At 75.1% G+C, this 17,695-nt stretch carries 14 protein-coding genes; 7 read left to right on the plus strand and 7 right to left on the minus strand.

All coding sequences use genetic code 11. The features are described from left to right. Window positions 1-196 precede the first annotated feature (196 nt). On the minus strand, window positions 197-2,194 hold the full coding sequence (locus ACYVPE_RS04945; protein ID WP_461032141.1) for a serine/threonine protein kinase: 1,998 nt from the start codon (window positions 2,192-2,194) through the stop codon (window positions 197-199). A 255-nt stretch (window positions 2,195-2,449) separates the two neighbouring features. Further along, complete coding sequence (locus ACYVPE_RS04950; RefSeq protein WP_461032142.1) at window positions 2,450-2,947, minus strand: MarR family winged helix-turn-helix transcriptional regulator; 498 nt, start codon at window positions 2,945-2,947, stop codon at window positions 2,450-2,452. A 14-nt stretch (window positions 2,948-2,961) separates the two neighbouring features. On the opposite strand from ACYVPE_RS04950, the gene ACYVPE_RS04955 reads away from it, so the two are divergent. The 7 genes from ACYVPE_RS04955 (at window position 2,962) to ACYVPE_RS04985 (ending at window position 12,024) form a co-directional block, all read left to right on the plus strand. Next, entirely contained in the window at window positions 2,962-3,699 is a 738-nt protein-coding gene (locus tag ACYVPE_RS04955; protein WP_461032143.1) for a GntR family transcriptional regulator, read from the plus strand. Window positions 3,700-3,707: 8 nt separating this feature from the next. Continuing rightward, window positions 3,708-4,358: a hypothetical protein gene (locus tag ACYVPE_RS04960; RefSeq protein WP_461032144.1), complete on the plus strand. Its 651-nt coding sequence runs from the start codon at window positions 3,708-3,710 to the stop codon at window positions 4,356-4,358. An 806-nt stretch (window positions 4,359-5,164) separates the two neighbouring features. Further along, the gene (gene purD, locus ACYVPE_RS04965) at window positions 5,165-6,421 is read left to right on the plus strand and encodes a phosphoribosylamine--glycine ligase (protein ID WP_461032145.1); all 1,257 of its coding nucleotides are present in this window, start codon (window positions 5,165-5,167) and stop codon (window positions 6,419-6,421) included. A 283-nt stretch (window positions 6,422-6,704) separates the two neighbouring features. After that, complete coding sequence (locus ACYVPE_RS04970) at window positions 6,705-8,177, plus strand: hypothetical protein (RefSeq protein ID WP_461032146.1); 1,473 nt, start codon at window positions 6,705-6,707, stop codon at window positions 8,175-8,177. Between the two features lie 181 nt (window positions 8,178-8,358). Further along, window positions 8,359-9,801 carry a N,N-dimethylformamidase beta subunit family domain-containing protein gene (locus ACYVPE_RS04975; protein WP_461032147.1) on the plus strand — a complete coding sequence of 481 codons (1,443 nt, stop codon included), beginning with the start codon at window positions 8,359-8,361 and terminating at the stop codon, window positions 9,799-9,801. 134 nt (window positions 9,802-9,935) lie between these two features. Then, entirely contained in the window at window positions 9,936-10,862 is a 927-nt protein-coding gene (locus ACYVPE_RS04980) for a phosphoribosylaminoimidazolesuccinocarboxamide synthase (protein WP_461032148.1), read from the plus strand. Between the two features lie 172 nt (window positions 10,863-11,034). Beyond that, window positions 11,035-12,024 carry a helix-turn-helix transcriptional regulator gene (locus ACYVPE_RS04985; protein ID WP_461032149.1) on the plus strand — a complete coding sequence of 330 codons (990 nt, stop codon included), beginning with the start codon at window positions 11,035-11,037 and terminating at the stop codon, window positions 12,022-12,024. Between the two features lie 286 nt (window positions 12,025-12,310). Here ACYVPE_RS04985 and ACYVPE_RS04990 read toward each other — a convergent pair whose 3' ends face one another. From ACYVPE_RS04990 to ACYVPE_RS05010, 5 genes are all read right to left on the minus strand, one after another. Beyond that, window positions 12,311-13,756 carry a phytoene desaturase family protein gene (locus ACYVPE_RS04990; protein WP_461032150.1) on the minus strand — a complete coding sequence of 482 codons (1,446 nt, stop codon included), beginning with the start codon at window positions 13,754-13,756 and terminating at the stop codon, window positions 12,311-12,313. Window positions 13,757-14,083: 327 nt separating this feature from the next. After that, window positions 14,084-14,689, minus strand: coding sequence for a response regulator (locus ACYVPE_RS04995; RefSeq protein ID WP_461032151.1), 606 nt, complete (start codon window positions 14,687-14,689; stop codon window positions 14,084-14,086). Beyond that, on the minus strand, window positions 14,686-15,921 hold the full coding sequence (locus tag ACYVPE_RS05000) for a sensor histidine kinase (protein ID WP_461032152.1): 1,236 nt from the start codon (window positions 15,919-15,921) through the stop codon (window positions 14,686-14,688). The genes ACYVPE_RS04995 and ACYVPE_RS05000 overlap by 4 nt, the downstream gene beginning before the upstream one ends. Window positions 15,922-15,947: 26 nt before the next feature. Next, complete coding sequence (locus ACYVPE_RS05005; RefSeq protein WP_461032153.1) at window positions 15,948-16,763, minus strand: ABC transporter permease; 816 nt, start codon at window positions 16,761-16,763, stop codon at window positions 15,948-15,950. Then, entirely contained in the window at window positions 16,760-17,680 is a 921-nt protein-coding gene (locus ACYVPE_RS05010; RefSeq protein WP_461032154.1) for an ABC transporter ATP-binding protein, read from the minus strand. Before ACYVPE_RS05010 ends, ACYVPE_RS05005 begins: the two co-directional genes overlap by 4 nt. Window positions 17,681-17,695 lie beyond the last annotated feature (15 nt).

Below are 17,695 nucleotides of genomic sequence, written 5' to 3' on the forward strand. Positions count from 1 at the left end.
ACGCCTTGCTCCCGGAACTCGTGAAGAAGGACCGGGCGGGTGCCACACCCGGTTCCCTCTGTGACTATCACGTTGTCTTCAGGTGATCGGTTCAGTGACCGGCCCCGGGCGTGTACCGTACCCGGTCGACCTTCGGACACCTGCACGAGGGCCGCGGAACGACGTGACGCAGGTCACAACGGGCGGCCGCCGGCGGTCAGTCGGCGCGCTCGTACCTGCCCTGCGAGTCGGTGTCGGTGTTCTCCAGCCAGGCGATGGTGAGATCGCCGCCCACGCCGTTCACCCACATCCGGAAGCCGCCGTCGGTCCAGCAGCTCTCGCTGTTGCCGTCGCCGACCAGGGTGTCGGGGCCCATCACCACCTGGTCCTCGGTCACCTGCACCAGCCGGTTCTCCCAGGTGCACTCGTAGTTCTCGGTGGTCTGGTGGAACGTCATCACGGCGTCGCCGATCGCGCCCTGCGTGACGGTGATCTCCGAGCTGCTCTCGCCGTCGTCGTCGTTCTCCCAGGTGTGGCGGTAGGTGCCGACCAGCGCCTCTGGCACGTTGGCCTCCGAGGCGGCGGCGGCCCGCTCGAGCGTGGCCTGCTGGTCGTTGTAGGCCCAGGTCAGCTCGTCGCCGCTCTCCGAGAGTTCGAGCGTCTGCACCGTGGCGTTGTCGCGGCAGGACTCGTCGGCCTCGCTCTCCGGCACGCTCCAGTCGTGCAGCTCGGTGAACTCCAGCCGGTCGTCGAAGGACTCGAGCCGCACCTGGAAGGTGCAGAGCACCTCGTTGGTGATGGTGTTCGCGGTGCCGATGATCTCGCCGGCCGCGCCCTGCTCGATCTCGAACCGCAGCAGCTTCGGGAGACCGCTGCTCGACTCGTACTCGCCCTGCCAGGCGCCCAGATAACGGTCGGCGATCGGCGTGGTGTCGCTGTTCGAACCGCGCACCACCAACCCGATCACCACGACGAGCGCCACGACGGCGGCGCCGAGCGACGCCAGCGCCCAGGTGCGGGCCCGGTTCCCCCGGTTGCCGGGGGACGTCGCCGGGCCGTAGCCGCCCGCGGGCCCGAAGCCGCCGAGGGACGGCACGGACGGCGCGGGGACCGGCGCGGGAGTGGGCGACGGATGGCCGGTGTTGGGCATCGAGTACGGCGAGGGCAGTGGGACCGGGCGCTGCTGGGCCGAGGGGTGCACGGGCGGCCAGACCGGCGGCGGCGCCGGGGTGGGCGCGGGGGTCGGCCCCTGGCCGGCGCCGACGGCCGAGGCCGGCTCGGCCGGGCCGCCCACGGCGCGGCGGTCGGTGCCGCTCTCCGGGCCCTCGGAGTCGAGCAGTTCGACGGCGTGCCGGCCCAACTGGGCGATCAGCGGCCCGGGCAGCCAGGGCTCGCGGGAGCCGTCGGGCGTGGTGAGGTCGAGCAGCTCAGGCAGGCTGAACCGCTGTTCGGGATCCTGCCGCAGGCAGCCGGAGACGAGGTGCCGCAACCCCTCGGGCAGGTCCGTGAGGTCGGGCTCCTCCTCGGCGATGCGGTACAGCAGCAGGTGCACGCTGGTGTCGAGGGTGCCGAACGGGGTCTGGCCGGTGGCGGCGTAGGCGAGCAGCGAGCCGAGGCAGAAGACGTCGCTGGCCGGCGTGACCTGCTGGCCGCGCACCTGCTCGGGGGACATGAAGCCGGGCGAGCCCACGGTGGCGCCGGTGCGGGTGAGCCCGCCGTGGGCGGCGTCCAGGGCGCGGGCGATGCCGAAGTCGATGACCCGCGGGCCGTCGATGGTCAGCAGCACGTTCGACGGCTTGAGGTCGCGGTGCACCAGGTCGGCGCCGTGGATGTCGGTGAGGGCGTGTGCCAGGCCGTTGGCCAGCAGGCTGACGCTGCGCTCCGGCAGCCGGCCGAAGTCCCGGGAGACCACCTCGTGCAGGGAGGGCCCGGCGATGTAGCCGGTGGCCACCCAGGGGGTCTGGGCCTCGGGGTCGGCGTCGATCACCGGCGCCGTCCACCGCCCGCCGACGCGCCTGGCCGCGGCGATCTCCAGCGCGAAGCGGCGGCGGAAGTCGGGTTCCAGGGCGAGGTCGGGTTTGATCGTCTTGACGGCGACCGTGCGGCCGCGTTCCGAACGGGCCAGGTACACCTGCCCCATGCCGCCCTGGCCGAGCCGACCGAGCAGCCGGTACTGACCTATCCGACGCGGATCCTGTGCCGTCAGCCGATCCATGTTGAGCCGATCCCCCCGACGATGACTCTGCTTGCCAACCCGAGGATAGAGGCGACGAGCCCCCAGCGCCCATGGGCGCTCACACGCGCACTGGCGCGAACCGGCGGCGCCGGTACGCGACGGGCCGATGTTCGAACGGGCCGGTATCCGAACGGCGCGGCGGCGATCGCGGCCGGCGGGCGGCTCGTCATCGGCTCGTCAGCGGTGCGTCATCGGCTCGTCAGTGGTGCGTCGGCCGCGGCCTCTCCGCCTCGGTCAGCCCGTCGTCGCGTCGTCTCCCAGCGATTCCAACGCCTCGGTGAGCCTGGTCAACGTGGCGAGCGCCGCCGCGAACTCCCCGGCGCCGCCGAGCGCGTCGGTCAACCGGGTGGCCAACGCCGCGTGTCCCGGGCCGATGGCGGCGAGCGCCGCCCGGCCGGCGTCGGTCGCGGCCAGCAGCTTGGCCCGCCGGTGCGCCGGGTTGGGCTCGTAGCCGGCGAGCCCCGCGTCGACGAGCAGGTCGGCGACGCGCTGCACGCTCTGCCGGGTGATCCCCACGACCCTGGCGACGCCGGACACCGGCAGCGGCTCGGTCAACACCGCGCTCAGCACCTGCAACCGGGCCGCGGAGAGCCCGACCGGCGCGGCGAGCCGGTCGGCCACTGCCAGGAACTGCGCGTTCAGCCGGAACACGGTGCTCGCGCTGTCGGACAGCAGCGCTCCCGGCGTCGGCCGGTGGACGTGGACGGGGGGCGTTCCGCGGGGCTCGGTCATGACAGCAAGCTGCCATGACGTCAGCATGCTGTCAATTGTCTGACGTAGCGGTAGGCTGGGCTGCCGTGATTCGACGGAGCACCTTGCGGGAACAACTCGCCGACGCCCTACGCGAGGAGATCCTGGCCGGCCGCCTCGGCCCGGACGGCGAGTTCACCGTGCGCGAGATCGCCGAACACTACGGCGTCTCGGCGACTCCGGTGCGCGAGGCGCTGGTCGATCTCTCGGCCCAGGGCCTGCTCGAGGTGGAGCAGCACCGCGGCTTCCGGATCAAGCAGTTCTCGCTGGCCGACTTCCGGCACATGATCGAGGCCGAGGCCCTGGTGCACGACGGCATACTCCGCCGGCGGCCCCCTTTAAACCGGTGGGACGCCATGCCGGAGGCCTTCACCTCCATCCGCCGCCGGGCCACCGCCGCCCGGCAGGCCGCCGTCGCCGGCGACCTGGACATCCTGATCGCCTACGACCTCCGCTTCTGGCGCGAGCTCGACGCGCTGCTCGGCAACCCGCACATAGGCGAGTTCCTCGACCGACTCCGGGTACGCTGCTGGGCCTTCACCGTCCCCCACCTGCGGCGTCAGCGGGTCCTCGCCGGTCGCCTGTGGGCGGGCCACCCGGACCTGGCGGACGCCGTCGAGCGGGGCGACGTCGAGGAGACGGAGCGACTGCTCGGCGACTCTCGGGACCACGCGCTGACGTTGGCGGTCGAACTCACTACCCTTGCGGTACCGCGTCACCCGGACCGAGAGTGAGCCCACACGTGGCCTGTGACCTGTGGCTGGTCCCCCTCGTCGATGTGCTGTGCCACAGCCCGGACAACCCCTTCGCGGAAGAACTCGCCGAATACGACCGAGCGTTGGCCGACGCCGGGCTGCCTCCGGTGCCGGTGCACGGCTACGTGCCCGGCACGTCGGGCGACGTCGCCCCGATCGCCGGCTTCGACTACGCGGCGCTGCACCTGCTGCGGCGCGCCTACCTTCTCCACGTCAGCGGCCTGCCGGTGACGCCGGCGGACGAACTGGACGGCGACTACCAGCAGTTGCTGGAGATGTTCGAGGCGTCTGCCCAACAGGCCCATCTCGTCTGGCACTTCGACCATGCCGGCTGCTATGTCCCGCTCGACTTCCCGCACCCGTTGGTCAACGAGACGCTGTTGGCCGGCGGCGGGCCGCTCGGGTCGAGCCACGGCCTGCTGCGGGAGCTGGAGGCGGTGGCGCCGGTGCTCGGCCTCGACCCGCGCAACCCACCCCCACCGCCGGCCCCACCCGCCCGCCCCACCCGCCTCGACGAACCCGCCGCGGAACCGGCCTCCCTCGACCACCCGTTCGCCCGCGAACGCCACGTCTGGCTCTCACTCCACGCGGCGGCGACGAGGAGCCTGGCCCAGGGCTCGATGATCGTCTTCAGCTGAGCCGGACCGCGGGTGCGCATGGCCGCGCCCGTCCCACCGCCTCGGCCACGGCGCCGCCTCGGCCACGCGAAGCGCGGCGCCGCCTGGCCCGGAGGGCCGTGCCCGCGTCATGCGCGGGCCGCGCCAGGAGCCCGGCCGCGGGTGGCCGGGGCGGCTCTCGGGGGCGCCCGCCGCCTGGCCATGCGGCCGGGCAGGGCCATGCCTGGCCGCGCCCACCAGTCCGCAGGGGCGGGACTCCGCAGGGCCCCGGCTCTGCCGGCCCCTGCCCGGGGGCGGGCTTGGCCCCGAACTGTCCCGCCGGTAGGCCGGTAGGCCGGTAGGGCGGGGTTCCGCGTGCCCTGCCCGGCGGGCCCGGTCCTGCCGCGCCCGGCCTGGCCCCGGGCCTCGCGGCCCGCGGGGCGGCGGCCCGCCCCCGAACCGCCTGGCTCGCTGGGGCGCGGCTGTGCACGGCCTGGCCGGGCAGGGACCCGGCTGTGCCGGCGACCGCTCCGCCCGCAGGGCGGGACGCCACACCGCCCTGCCCGGAGGGCTCCGGCTCCGCCCCGAACCGTCTGGCCCTCAGGCCCGGCCGCGCCGCGCTCCGTCCGGCTCGCGTCGGACCGGCCGGCCCGCAGGGCCCCGGTTCCGGATCGCCCGCCCGGATCGCCCGCCCGGGCCGGGTGCCCGGGCCGGGTGCCCGCCGGGCACCCACGGAGGGCCCTTCGAGCCGTTCGCCCCGGCAGGGGCGTCAGCTCCGTGACGTGAGGGGGCGTCGCTCGAAAGGGTGGAAGTCGGGGCACGGGCCCCACGCCGTTAGGCTGCCCTGCGTGAGGATCCTTGTCATCGGCGGCGGTGCCCGCGAACACGCCCTGTGCCACGCTCTCTCCCGCGACCCGGCTGTCACCGAGCTGCACTGCGCGCCCGGCAACGCCGGGATCGCCGAGGTGGCGACCACCCACCCGGTCGACGCGCTGGACGGCGCCGCCGTGGCCGCGCTCGCCGGGCGGCTCGGTGCCGAGCTGGTCGTGGTGGGGCCCGAGGCCCCGCTCGTCGCCGGCGTGGCGGACGCCGTGCGGGACGCCGGGATGCCCGCCTTCGGGCCCACGGCCGAGGCCGCCCGGCTCGAGGGCAGCAAGGCGTTCGCCAAGGAGATCATGGCCGCCGCCGGCGTCCCGACCGCCAGGTCGTACGTCTGCGTCGGCGCCGCCGAGGCCGACAAGGCGCTGGACGCGTTCGGCCCGCCCTACGTCGTCAAGGACGACGGCCTGGCCGCCGGCAAGGGCGTCGTCGTCACCGAGGACCTGGCCGCGGCCCGCGCGCACGCCGCGTCCTGCGAGCGCGTCGTCATCGAGGAGTACCTGGACGGACCCGAGGTGTCGCTCTTCGCCGTCACCGACGGCGAGACCGTCGTCCCGCTCCAGCCGGCCCAGGACTTCAAGCGCGCGTTCGACGACGACCAGGGCCCCAACACCGGCGGCATGGGCGCCTACTCGCCGCTGCCGTGGGCCGACCCCGGTCTCGTCGACGAGGTGCTGAGCACCGTGCTCCAGCCGACCGTCGACGAACTGCGGCGGCGCGGCACCCCGTTCGCCGGGCTGCTCTACGCCGGGCTCGCGCTGACCTCCAACGGGGTGCGGGTCGTGGAGTTCAACGCCAGGTTCGGCGACCCGGAGACACAGGTGGTGCTGGCCCGGCTGCGCACCCCGCTCGCCGGGCTGCTGCTGGCCGCCGCCACCGGTGAGTTGGCCGGCCTCCCGCCGCTCCGCTGGAGCGAGGACGCCGCGGTCACGGTGGTCGTCGCGGCCGAGGGGTACCCCGAGGCGCCGCGCTCCGGCGACCCGATCGAGGGGCTCGACGAGGTGGCCGCGGAGGACGGCCCCGACGCCTACGTGCTGCACGCCGGCACCCGCCGCGACGACGCCGGCCGGATCGTCAGCGCCGGCGGCCGGGTGCTCTCCGTCACCGCGACCGGGGGAGACCTGGCGGCCGCGCGGGAGACGGCGTACCGCGCCGTGGGGCGGATCCAGCTCGCCGGCTCGCACCACCGCGGCGACATCGCCGCGCGGGCGGCCGCGACCCGCTAGAGCCCCACCGGTAGAGCCCACCCGATAGCACGTATCCGGTTGCCTGCTTTACCCAAAGCCCCACCATCGAGTGACCAATCCGCTGACCGGCTGACGCGTCAGCCGCGCCCAACTAGGGTGCGGCGCAGTGTGTTTCGCCCCCGTCCCCGGCTGTCGCCGCGGATGCCAGCCGGCCGTTCCCTACCGCGATCGGGTCACCGTGCGTTGCGTTGTCAGTGCTCGGTGCGACAGTGGGAGAACGGCCAGGGTGGTCGGCGGCGTCGGAAGAGCGGAGGGCAGGGCCATGGTGCAGCGTGGGGCGCGAACAGCCGGCGGCGCCGGACACTCCGCGCGCGATCACGCGCTGGCCGTGCTGCGGGTGCGGGACACCGCGCTGGCGCTGGCGCTGCTGCCGGCCGCCGTCGCCGTGGTGCTGTTCGTCACCGGCACCGGTGGCGCCGTCCGGTGGCCGGCGGCCGGCGTCGCGGTCGCCGTGCTGGCGCTGGCCGCGGCCACCGGGCTGCGCGTCGCCGTGGCGCGTCCGGTCGTCACCCCCACCGTCGAGGTGCCGGAACACGCGGCGCCGGCGCTGCACGGGCTCATAGTCGACCTCGCCGAGTGCCTCGGCGTCCCGGCGCCGTCCGGCATCGCGCTCACCCCCGACTGCGACAGCTGGCTCGAGGAGCCGCCGCGCTCCGGCCGGCCGGGTTCGGTGGCGCCGGTGCTGGTCATCGGCTCGCCGTTCCTGTGGTGGCTGCGGGTGGCCGAGCTGCGCGCGCTGCTCGCGCCGGTCGTCGCCGGCACCGGGCCATCCGCCCACCCCGACGTGGCCGCCGCCCGCCGCTGCGTCCGCGCCTGGGACACCGCGGCCGAGCTCGCCGCCGGCTACTCGCCGCTGCGCCGCCCGCTGCTGGCGTTCGCCGGCCGGGTGGCCAGGCTACTGCTGCGCGCCGCCGCCGGGCACTCGGCCGAGCTGGAGCGCGGCGTCGCGCTGGCCGCCGCCGGCCGCGCCCAGGGCGTCGACCCGGTGCTCCGCACCTCGGCGCAGGAACAGGTCGGCCTCGCCTACGCCGGCTGGGACCGGCTGCTCACCCGGGTCGCCCAGCCGGCCTGGCGGATCGGCCGCTGGCCGCGCGGGCTCAACGCCGGCGTGGTCGCCGCGCTCACCGAGCTGTCCCGCCGGGACCGGCTGGCCGAGGGCTTCACGGCCAGGCTCGGCGAGCGCCCCGCCTGCGACCTGCTGGACGAGCCCGGCGCCATGGACGACGAGATCTCGCTGCTCGCCGCCCGCCTGCTGCACGGGGCGCCGGGCGGCGCGCCGCCCCCCGGCTGGGCCCCGGTCGACTGGGCGGCCTACCCGGAGGAGGTCGTGGACCGCATCTGGCGCGACCGGGCGGCCCGGCTCTTCGCCGCGTTGGACGCCGCCGAGACGCCGACGCTGGCCTGGGTCCTCCAGCGGCTGACGGACGCGGCCGCCACCGACCACGGGGTGGACGCGCTGGCCGCCCGGCTGGTCGCCGGCCGGGAGCGCGGCGAGAAGCGGGAGTCGCTGGTCGAACACGTGGCCGCGGCGGTCTGCTGCGCGGCCGCCGACACCACGGCGGCCGTGCCCGGGCTCGACTGGCTGGACGGCCCGGTGCTGCTGGCCGACGGCAAGCGCAGGCAGGACCTGGCGGCCCAGGTGCACAGCCTGGTGGACGACGGCGACCCAGGACCGCTGCGGGAGTGGCTGGCCGGCATCGGCGCCCGGGCGGACAAACCGGTGCGCCTCGTGTGACCCGGGGGGCCCGGGTGGCGACCGGCCGCAACTCGCCGAGCACCCTGGACAGTTTGCCCGGTTGGCGCCACTATCGGGCCATCATCTCCGGTCAACGCCGCGACGAATGGTGATCGAGCACTCGCGGGATGTGATGTGCTGGGTGGTCCTACAGGCGCGACGGAGGTGCAGGGAGGGGAGATTGAGAGAGAGCACCGAACGCATCGGGCGATGGGAGTCGGGGGCGCTCACCCAGGCCGTATCCGACCCGTTCGGGCAGGGGCCGCTGCCCTGGTTCCGCGGGGACGAGAGCCAGTTCAGGCGCAGCGACCACGCCGTGCCGACGCGGCCCGCCGGGCCGGCCAACGCGGACGACGTGGCCTGCCAGATCAAGGGCTTCGTGCCGGACGGCGCGGTGGCCCCGGGCCAGCCGCTGGACTTCCGGGTCACGGTCGACCCGCCCCAGGAGTTCACCATCGACATCTACCGCATCGGCCATTTCGCCGGTGACGGCGCACAACTTCTGCTGCACAGCCCCAAGTTGATGGGCACCCGACAGCCGGCACCGCTGGTCGCGGGCCGCACGGTCTCCTGCCACCACTGGTGGCTCTCCTGGCGGCTCCAGGTGCCCGACGACTGGCAGCCGGGCGCCCATGTCGCCGTCCTCACCACGGCGGACGGCGCCTACCGCTCCCACGTGCCGTTCACCGTCCGGGACGACAACCCGGCCGACCTGCTGCTGGTGCTGCCGGACGTCACCTGGCAGTCGTACAACCTCTTCCCCGAGGACGGCCGCACCGGCGCCAGCCTCTACCACGCGTGGGACGCCGGCGGCCGGCTGCTCGGCGAGCACGACGCCGCGGTCACCGTCTCCTTCGACCGCCCCTACGCGGGGGCCGGGCTGCCGCTGCACGTGGGCCACGCCTACGACTTCATCCGCTGGGCCGAGCGGTACGGCTACGACCTCGCCTACGCCACCGCCCGCGACCTGCACGCCGGCCGGGTCGATCCCGCCAGATACCGGGGGTTGATCTTCTCCGGCCACGACGAGTACTGGTCACGCGAGATGCGCGCCGTCGTCGAGCGCGCCAGGGACGGCGGCACCTCGCTCGTCTTCCTGTCCGCCAACACCATGTACTGGCAGGTCTCGCTCGGCCCGCTGCCCTCGGGCGACCCCGACCGGCTGCTCAGCTGCCGCAAGCGGCAGGGCCCCGGCCGGGCGGTGCTCTGGCGGGAGCAGGGGCAGCCGGAGCAACTGCTGCTCGGCATCCAGTACGCGGGCCGGGTGCCGCGTCCGCACCCCCTGGTGGTGCGCAACGCCGACCACTGGCTGTGGGAGGCCACCGGCGTCCGGGAGGGCGACGAGCTGCCCGGGCTGGTCGCCGGCGAGGCCGACCGGTACTTCCCGCGCACCTCGCTGCCCGAGTCCGTGAGCCGGGTGCTGCTCGCCCACTCCCCGTACCGGGACGACGCGGGGGCCAGGCGGCACCAGGAGACCTCGCTCTACCGGGCACCGAGCGGCGCCTGGGTCTTCGCCTCCGGCACCTTCGCCTGGTCGCCGGCGCTCGGCCGGCCCGGCTACCTGGACTCCCGGATCCAGAAGGCGACGGCCAATCTGCTGGACCGTATCTGCAAGCGCGACTAGGGCCTGCCCGGAGGTCTCCCGGCCACCAGGCGCCCCCCGCCGGGGCGACGCGGGCCCTGCGGGACAATAAGGGCGCCCGGCCGACCATCCACCCGAACCGGCCCATCAGTTCCGTGACGTTGCCAGGAGGCGCAGTGCCAGGATTCGTCGACAAGCCCGAGCCCGTCGAGGTGCCCGGGCTCGAGCACCTGCACACCGGGAAGGTACGGGATCTCTACCGGAACGAGGCGGGCGAGCTGGTCATGGTCGCCAGCGACCGGGTCTCCGCCTACGACTGGGTGCTGCCCACCGAGATCCCGGACAAGGGCCGGATCCTGACCAGGCTCTCCCTCTGGTGGTTCGACCAGCTCGCGGACCTGGTGCCCAACCACGTGATCTCCACCGAGCTGCCGGCCGGCGCGCCGCCGGACTGGAAGGGGCGGGTCACCATCTGCCGGCAGCTGGCGATGATCCCCGTCGAGGCGGTGGCCCGCGGCTATCTGACGGGCTCCGGGCTCGTGGAGTACGAGCGCGACCGCACGGTCTGCGGCCTCGCCCTGCCGCCCGGGTTGGAGGACGGCTCCGAGCTGCCCGCCCCCATCTTCACCCCGGCCACCAAGGCCGCCGTGGGCGAGCACGACGAGAACGTGAGCTACGAGGAGATCGCCCGCAAGGTCGGCGCCGACACCGCGGCGCAGCTGCGGCAGGCCACCCTCGCCGTCTACGGCCGGGCCAGGGACGTGGCCAGGGACCGCGGGGTGATCCTGGCGGACACCAAGTTCGAGTTCGGCCGCGGCCCCGACGAGGACGCCGACGACCCGCTGGTGCTGGCCGACGAGGTGCTGACGCCCGACTCCTCGCGGTTCTGGAGCCGGGACGAGTGGCAGCCCGGCCGGCCGCAGCGGCCCTACGACAAGCAGGTGCTCCGCTACTGGCTCTCCTCGCCAGAGTCCGGCTGGGACCGGTCGGGCGAGGCGCCGCCGCCCGAGCTGCCGGCCGAGGTGATCGAGCGCACCCGGGACCGGTACATCGAGGTCTACCGGCGGCTGACCGGCGTGGACTGGGACCGCCCGGCGGACTGACCAGGCCGCCGGCCCGCTCCCCGGACCGTCATGGCTCCGCGACGAATGTCACGGAGCCGGCACGGTCCACGTCCGGGAGATTCACAGCCCGCGTGGCGTGCTGACATCGGTGATAGCAAGGAGGCCGGTGAGAGCGAAGGGCCGCGAAGGCCGCCGCGTCAGAGGGTGAATCATGGGGGAAAGCGGGTTGTCGTTCTTCGGTGTCTCCGGGGAGGACGAGAAGGTCTACCGACACGTTCTCCGCAGACCGAGATCGACGCTGCCCGAGCTGTGCCACACCCTGGATCTGGAGCCCGCCGAGGCGCTGCCGAGGCTGCGCCGGCTGCGCAGCCTCGGCCTGGTCAGGCTGGCGGCCGGCGGCCGCATCGCGCCCGCGCACCCCGAGACGGCCCTGGCCCGGCTCAGCCGGGCCGATTCCGCCGGCCGGAGCCCCGACCGGAACTCCGACCGATTTGCCCGCGACGTAAGGGAGTTGCTCGCGTCGCTGCGCGCCGAGGCGGCGGCCGGTGAACCCGGGGCGGCCGCCGAACGCCCCGGCGTCGAACTCGTGAACGACGCCGCGGAGATTCGGGACCGGGTCGTCGACTGGGCATTCCAGGCGTGTGAGGAAGTGCTTTCCCTGACGCCCTGGCACGCCATGCCGCCGGCGCATCTGGCGTTCATCCGCCCGATCGCGCTGCGCTGCCTGCGCCGCGGGCTGCGGTGCCGCGTCATCGTGCCGGCCGCCTGCCTCGAACATCCGCCGACCGCCGACTACCTGGCGGAGCTGGCCAGGCACGGCGCCCGGATCCGCCTGGTGGCGGAGGCCACCGAACGGCTGCTGATGGCCGACCGCCGGATCGCCCTGCTGCCGGCCCGCGGCGACGACCTCGACCAGGGCGCCCTCGTCGTCACCGAGCCGGGGATCCTCGCCGGCCTCACCGGCCTCTTCGAACGCGCCTGGGCGGCGGCCTCGCCCTACCCGGGCCCCGCCGGGCTGGCGGACACCGAGCGGCGGGTGCTCGTCGCCATGTGCTCGGGCAGCCTCGACGAGACCGGCGCCAGGACCGTCGGCGTCTCGGTCCGCACCTACCGCCGCCGGGTCGCCGAGCTGATGCGGCTGCTCGGCGCTGGCAACCGCGCCCAGGCCGCCCTGCTCGCCCGCGACCGAGGCTGGATCTAGGGCCTGTCTTCCGGATCTTCGTGGGGCCGCCCCGCCAGCTACGGCACCTCGCTGCGTTACCCCACGCCGCGGAGCGGCATGTCAGGCGCCGCGCGCGAATACGGCCACGTATGAGCTGCGCTGCGGTCGATGTGCGGCTCCGCCGCGTGGGGCGCCTTGAGCGAAGCGAATGGGGGTACTCCCCCAAGCACTCCGTGCAGGGGGCACCCCCACCCGGGCCGCCAGGCCTGGGGGAGCCAAGGCCTGATCCACGAAGATCCAAAAGACAGGCCCTAGCCCCTGAGGCTCAGGGCGCGAGCGAGGGCAGCGCCCGGGTCCCGAACCGGTGGCGCAGCGCCGAACGGGCCGCGAGCAGCCCGCACATCCCGTGCACGCTGGGTCCCGGCGGGGTGGCGGCCGAGCACAGGAAAACGCCGGGCAGCGGCGTGCGGTACGGGTCGAACCTGGGCACCGGCCTGGCCACGCTCTGGTAGAGCGTCATCGCCCCCGAGGCGATGTCCCCGCCCACGTAGTTGGGGTTGTGCGACGCGTAGTCGGCCGCGGCGACTGCCCGTTCGCGCAGCACCGTGTCGCCGAAGCCCGGCGCGAACCGCTCGATCCCCCGCCGCACCAGGGGCAGCGGATCGCGGGTGTCCCCGTTGGGCACGTGCGCGTAGGCCCACACCGGCCGAGCCCCGGGGCGGGCTCGCCCCGGATCGGTGACGGCCGGGTCGACCAGCAGCACGAAAGGATCCTCGGTCGGCACCCCGCGCGCGGCGAGCGTCTCCTGCCGGACGATCTCGGCCCGGCCGCCGCCGAGATGGACCGTGCCGGCCCGGCCGACCAGTGGATCGGCCCACGGGATGGGCTCGGAGACCAGGAAGTCCACCTTGGCCGCGGCCGGCCCGTACCGGAAGCGGGCCAGCCGCCGCGCGTAGCCGGCGGGCAGCCGGTCGCCGGCGATGGCCAGGAACTCCCTGACCCCGACGTCGAGCAGCACCGCCCTGGCGCCGGCGAACTCCCGCAGGTCGGTGACCCGGTGCCCGGTGTGCAGCGTGCCGCCGTGCGCCCTGATGTCGTCGGCCATCGCCTCGGCGATCCGCCCGCTGCCGCCGCGCGGCAGCGGCCAGCCGCCCACGTGGGCCAGGTGCCCGAGCAGCGCCGCGACCGCCGCCGTGGGCAGGCTGGGCAGCCGGCCGAGACCGTGGGCGGCCACCCCGGCCAGCAGCGCGGCGGCCTCCTCGCCCTCGAAGGCCCCGGCGGCCAGCCGGGTGCCGTGCCGCGCCATCCGGCCGGCGAGCAGCCAGGGCGCGACGGGATCGCGGGGCAGCGCGCGCTGCCCGGAGAGCAGGAACTCGGTGACGCCCGCGCTGTGTTCGATCAGCGGCCGCATCAGCCGCCGCCACCGGTCGCCGTCCCGCCCGAGCCGCTCCGCGGTGCGCTCCAGGTCGTGGAACGCCACGGCCGCCGGCCCGCCGTCCAGCGGGTGCGCGTAACTGATCTCGGGCCGCAGCAGCTCGACGCCGCGCGCCGCCAGGTCGAACTCCCGGAAGAACGGCGAGGCCGCGGCCATCGGGTGCACGGCCGAGCAGACGTCGTGCGTGATCCGCTCGTCGAACAGGCTCTCGCTGCGCAGCCCGCCCCCGATCGTCGCCGCGGCCTCGTACACCGCCACTTCGAGCCCGGCCCTGGCCAGCACCACTCCGGCGGCCAACCCGTTCGGCCCGGCCCCGACGATCACGACATCCACCACACCCCGACGCTACCGCCCCGGCCTCGCCGCCCGCCCGGCCCGCCGCACGTCGGCCCCGGCCGGAGGCCCCGCCTCGGCACGTTCCCCGGGGCCAGGCCCCCACCGCCTGCCGGCCCGGCCAGGGCTTCGCCCCGTACGGCCCTCGGCCGGGCCGTGGGCTTCGCGCCGCCCGCCCGGCGGGGGCGGCGGCACCACCCCGCCAGGGCCAGCACCGGCGGCGGGCCCGGGCCCGGCACCCGGCTTCGCCGGGGCCGTCGGCCTGGCCGGCCCGGCCAGGGCTTCGCGTCCGCGAGGTCGGGTGGCCCTGCCCCCGCCAGGGGGCGACGGCTACAACCAGCCGCGTTCGCGGGCGAGGCGGGCCGCCGTGTGGCGGTTCTCGGCGCCGAGTTTGGTGGCGGCGGCCGACAGGTAGTTGCGGACGGTGCCGGGGGCCAGGCCGGCGCGGGCCGCGATCTCGGCGATCGGGGCGCCGTCGGCGGCCAGTTCGAGCACCTCGGCCTCCCGCTCGGTCAGCGGCGAGTCGCCGGCGCTGATCGCGTCCGCCGCGAGCTCGGGGTCGACATAGCGGTTGCCCGCGTGCACGGTGCGGATGATCTCGGCGAGCCGGGACGCCGACACCGTCTTCGGCAGGAAGCCCCGCACCCCGGCGGCGAGCGCCCGCTTCAGATGGCCGGGGCGGGCGTGGCCGGTGACGATCAACGTGACGCACCCCGGGACCTCGCGGCGCAGCGCCTCGGCCACCGCCACCCCGTCCGCGCCGGGCATCGCCAGGTCGAGGACCGCCACGTCCGGCTGGTGGGCCCTGGCCATCGCCAGCGCCTCGGGGCCGGTGGCCGCCTCGGCCACCACGGCCAGGTCGTCCTCGAGGCCGAGCAACGCGGCCAGCGCGCCTCTGATGAGGTGTTCGTCGTCCGCGAGCAGCAGTCGGATCACGCGCCGTCCCCCAGCCGCACCTCGGCCGTCAGCCGGAACGAGCCGGCCGCGTCGGCCGCCGTCGTCAGCGAGCCGCCGAACGCCGCCAGCCGCTCCCGCAGCCCGGCGAGACCCGACCCCGGGCCGAGCACGGGGCTCCGCGCGCCGTCGTTCTCCATCACCAGCACCACCTTGCCGGGCGCCGACCGCCGCAGCCGCACGGCGCACCGGCCCGCGTCGGCGTGCCGCAGCACGTTGGTGGTGCCCTCCCGCACCACCCAGCCGAGCGCCGACTGCACCTGGGCCGGCAGCCCGGACGACGCGCTGTCCTCGATGTGGCAGCTGATGCCCGCCGCCTCGAGCACCCCCCGGGCGCCGGCCAACTCCGCGTGCAGATCGGCCGCCCGATAGCCCCGCACCACTTCCCGCATCTCCGCCTGTGACTCCCGGGCTATTCGCTGGACCTCGGTCATCTGGGCCACCATCTGGTCGGCGACCACCTCGGAGCCCGCCGGGCCGCGCCGCGCGAGCCGCACCGCGAGCTCGCTCTTGAGCGCGATCACCGACAGGTTCCGCCCCAGCACGTCGTGCAGGTCGCGGCCGAACCGCAGCCGCTCCTCCGCCACCGCGAGCCTGGCCTCCGTCTCCCTGGCCGCGTCGAGCCGGTGCATCACCCGCAGCGTCCACGCGGAGGTGCGGTGCAGGCCCCCCATCAGCAGCGCGCCGGTGGCCGTGGCCGCGACCACGGTGACGACCGCGACGGCGGTCCCCCCGAGCGCCACGCCCCCGACGCCCATCGCCGCCACCGGCAGCGCCGCGACGCGCAGCCCCTGCCTGATCGGCAGCGCCATCGCCACCGGGGCGGGGAAGTAGACGGCCATGTAGAGGGGGACGGTGTTGCTCTCCTTCGGCAGCCCGCCCGCCGCGACGGTGACGAACACCGCCGCCATCCCGGCGAGCGTCAGCGCCGTGTAGCCGACGAGCAGCCGGTCGGGGCGGGGGCCGGTGCCGAGATAGGCCCGCAGCGCGGCCCCGTTCGCCACGGCGCCGACCGTGACATGGGCCGTGCCCACCAGGCCGGCGACCGCCAGCCCCCACACGGTGCTCTCCTCCGCGTCCCGCGCCATGCCGAACACGATCAGCCCCGCCTCGGCCGCGCAGAACATGTAAAGCGACGCCGCCGTGTACTGGTGGACCCGCTTCAGCTGGCTGGCCCGGCGCGACGACTCCCACCAGCCGAACCCACGCACCACACACCTCCAAGGAACCTTGGGGACGCCTACCGCCGAGGCTCCCAGTAGAACCACCGTCGCACAGCGAGCCCCGAGAGCACCGCCCAGGCCAGGGTGGTCGTCACGGCGCTGATCAACTCGCCTGCGCCGAGGCCGCCGAGCCAGCCGCCGGAGACGAGCTGCATCACCCCGGTGACCGGCAGCAGCTCCAGGAAGCTGGCGACCCGGTCCGGCATCACCTCGAGCGGCACCATGAGACCGGAGCCGAAGAGCGAGATGAAGAGCAGCGGCATCCCGGTGATCTGCGCGCTCTCCACCGTCCTCGTCAGCCCGGCGGTGGCCGCCGCGAGCGCGCTCAGCAGCACGACGCCGAGCACCACCCCGAGCAGCAGCACCAGCGGGGAGGACGGCGCCCGGACGTCGAGCAGCAGGGTTCCCGCGGCCACCAGCACCACGCACTGCGCGAGCGCCAGCACCACCGAGGGCACCGCGGCGCCCGCCAGGATCTCCAGGTCCCGCGGCTCCCCGGCGCGCAGCCGCTTGAGCACCCGCTCCTCGCGCCGCGTCACATAGACCGGCAGCACCCCCAGGTAGACGACGATGACGAGCGTGGTGCCGATGCCGCCGGTCAGCACCGCGTCGGCGCGGCTGAGCGCCGTGTCGTCGAGGTCGAGGAAGCGGGACGAGGAGTACGAGCTGCCCACCATCACGAGTGGCAGCAGCATCGCCACGAACGCCGCCGAGCGGTTGCGCATCAGCAGCGTGAGCTCCATCCGGGACAACGCCCGCACCCGCTGCCAGCCGGTGCCGCGCCCGGCACCGGGACCGCCCCCTCGGGCCGCCGAAACCCGCACCGCGCTCATGCCGCGACCTCCCCGACCAGCTCGGCCCCCCCGGCCGCTATCCCCAGGAAGACCTCCTCCAACGTGGCGGACCGCGCGTCGAGATCGGTCAGCTCGACGCCGCCGTCCCTGGCCCACACCAGCAGCTCGGTCAGCGACCGCTGCATCTCCCGCGTCTCCACCAGCACCGCGCCCCCCTCGTCGAGCGCGGCCGGCACCGGAAGCGCCTCGACCGGGACCCCGGCCGGCAGCCCGAACCTGATCCTGGACGGCCGCTCGGCCATCACCTCGGCCGGTGTGCCGGAGACCACGATCCGGCCCTCGTTCATGATCGCCAGCCGGTCGGCCAGCTCCTCGGCCTCCTCCAGGTAGTGCGTGGTCAGCAGCACCGTGACGCCCTCGTCCCGCAGCACCCGGACCAGCTCCCAGGCGTCCCTCCGCGCCTGGGGGTCGAATCCGGTGGTCGGCTCGTCGAGGAACAGCACCTCGGGCCGCCCCGTGAGCGCCATCGCCAGGTCGAGCCGCCGCCGCTCGCCGCCGGAGAGCTGCTTGACCCGCACTTCGGCCCGCCGGCTGAGGCCGACCAGTGAGAGCGACTCGACCACCGGCCTGGCGCGGCTCGTGCACCCCGCCCACATCCGCGCCGTCTCGGCGACGGTCAGCTCGGAGGGGAAGCCGCCCTCCTGGAGCATCAACCCGATCCGCGGCCGCACCTCGGCGCGATCCGCGAACGGGTCGTGCCCGAGCACCCGCACCTGCCCGCCGTCCGCCGGGGCGAGGCCCTCCAGCAGCTCCACCGTCGACGTCTTGCCGGCGCCGTTCGTCCCCAGGAGGGCGAACACCTCGCCGCGCCGCACGGTGAAGTCGAGGCCCCGAACGGCCTCGTGGTCTCCGTAGCGGCGCCGCAGCCCGTTCACTTCGATCACGTTCTCAGTCACGGTTCCAGGCTCGCC

This window comes from Streptomyces mayteni (assembly GCF_054783955.1).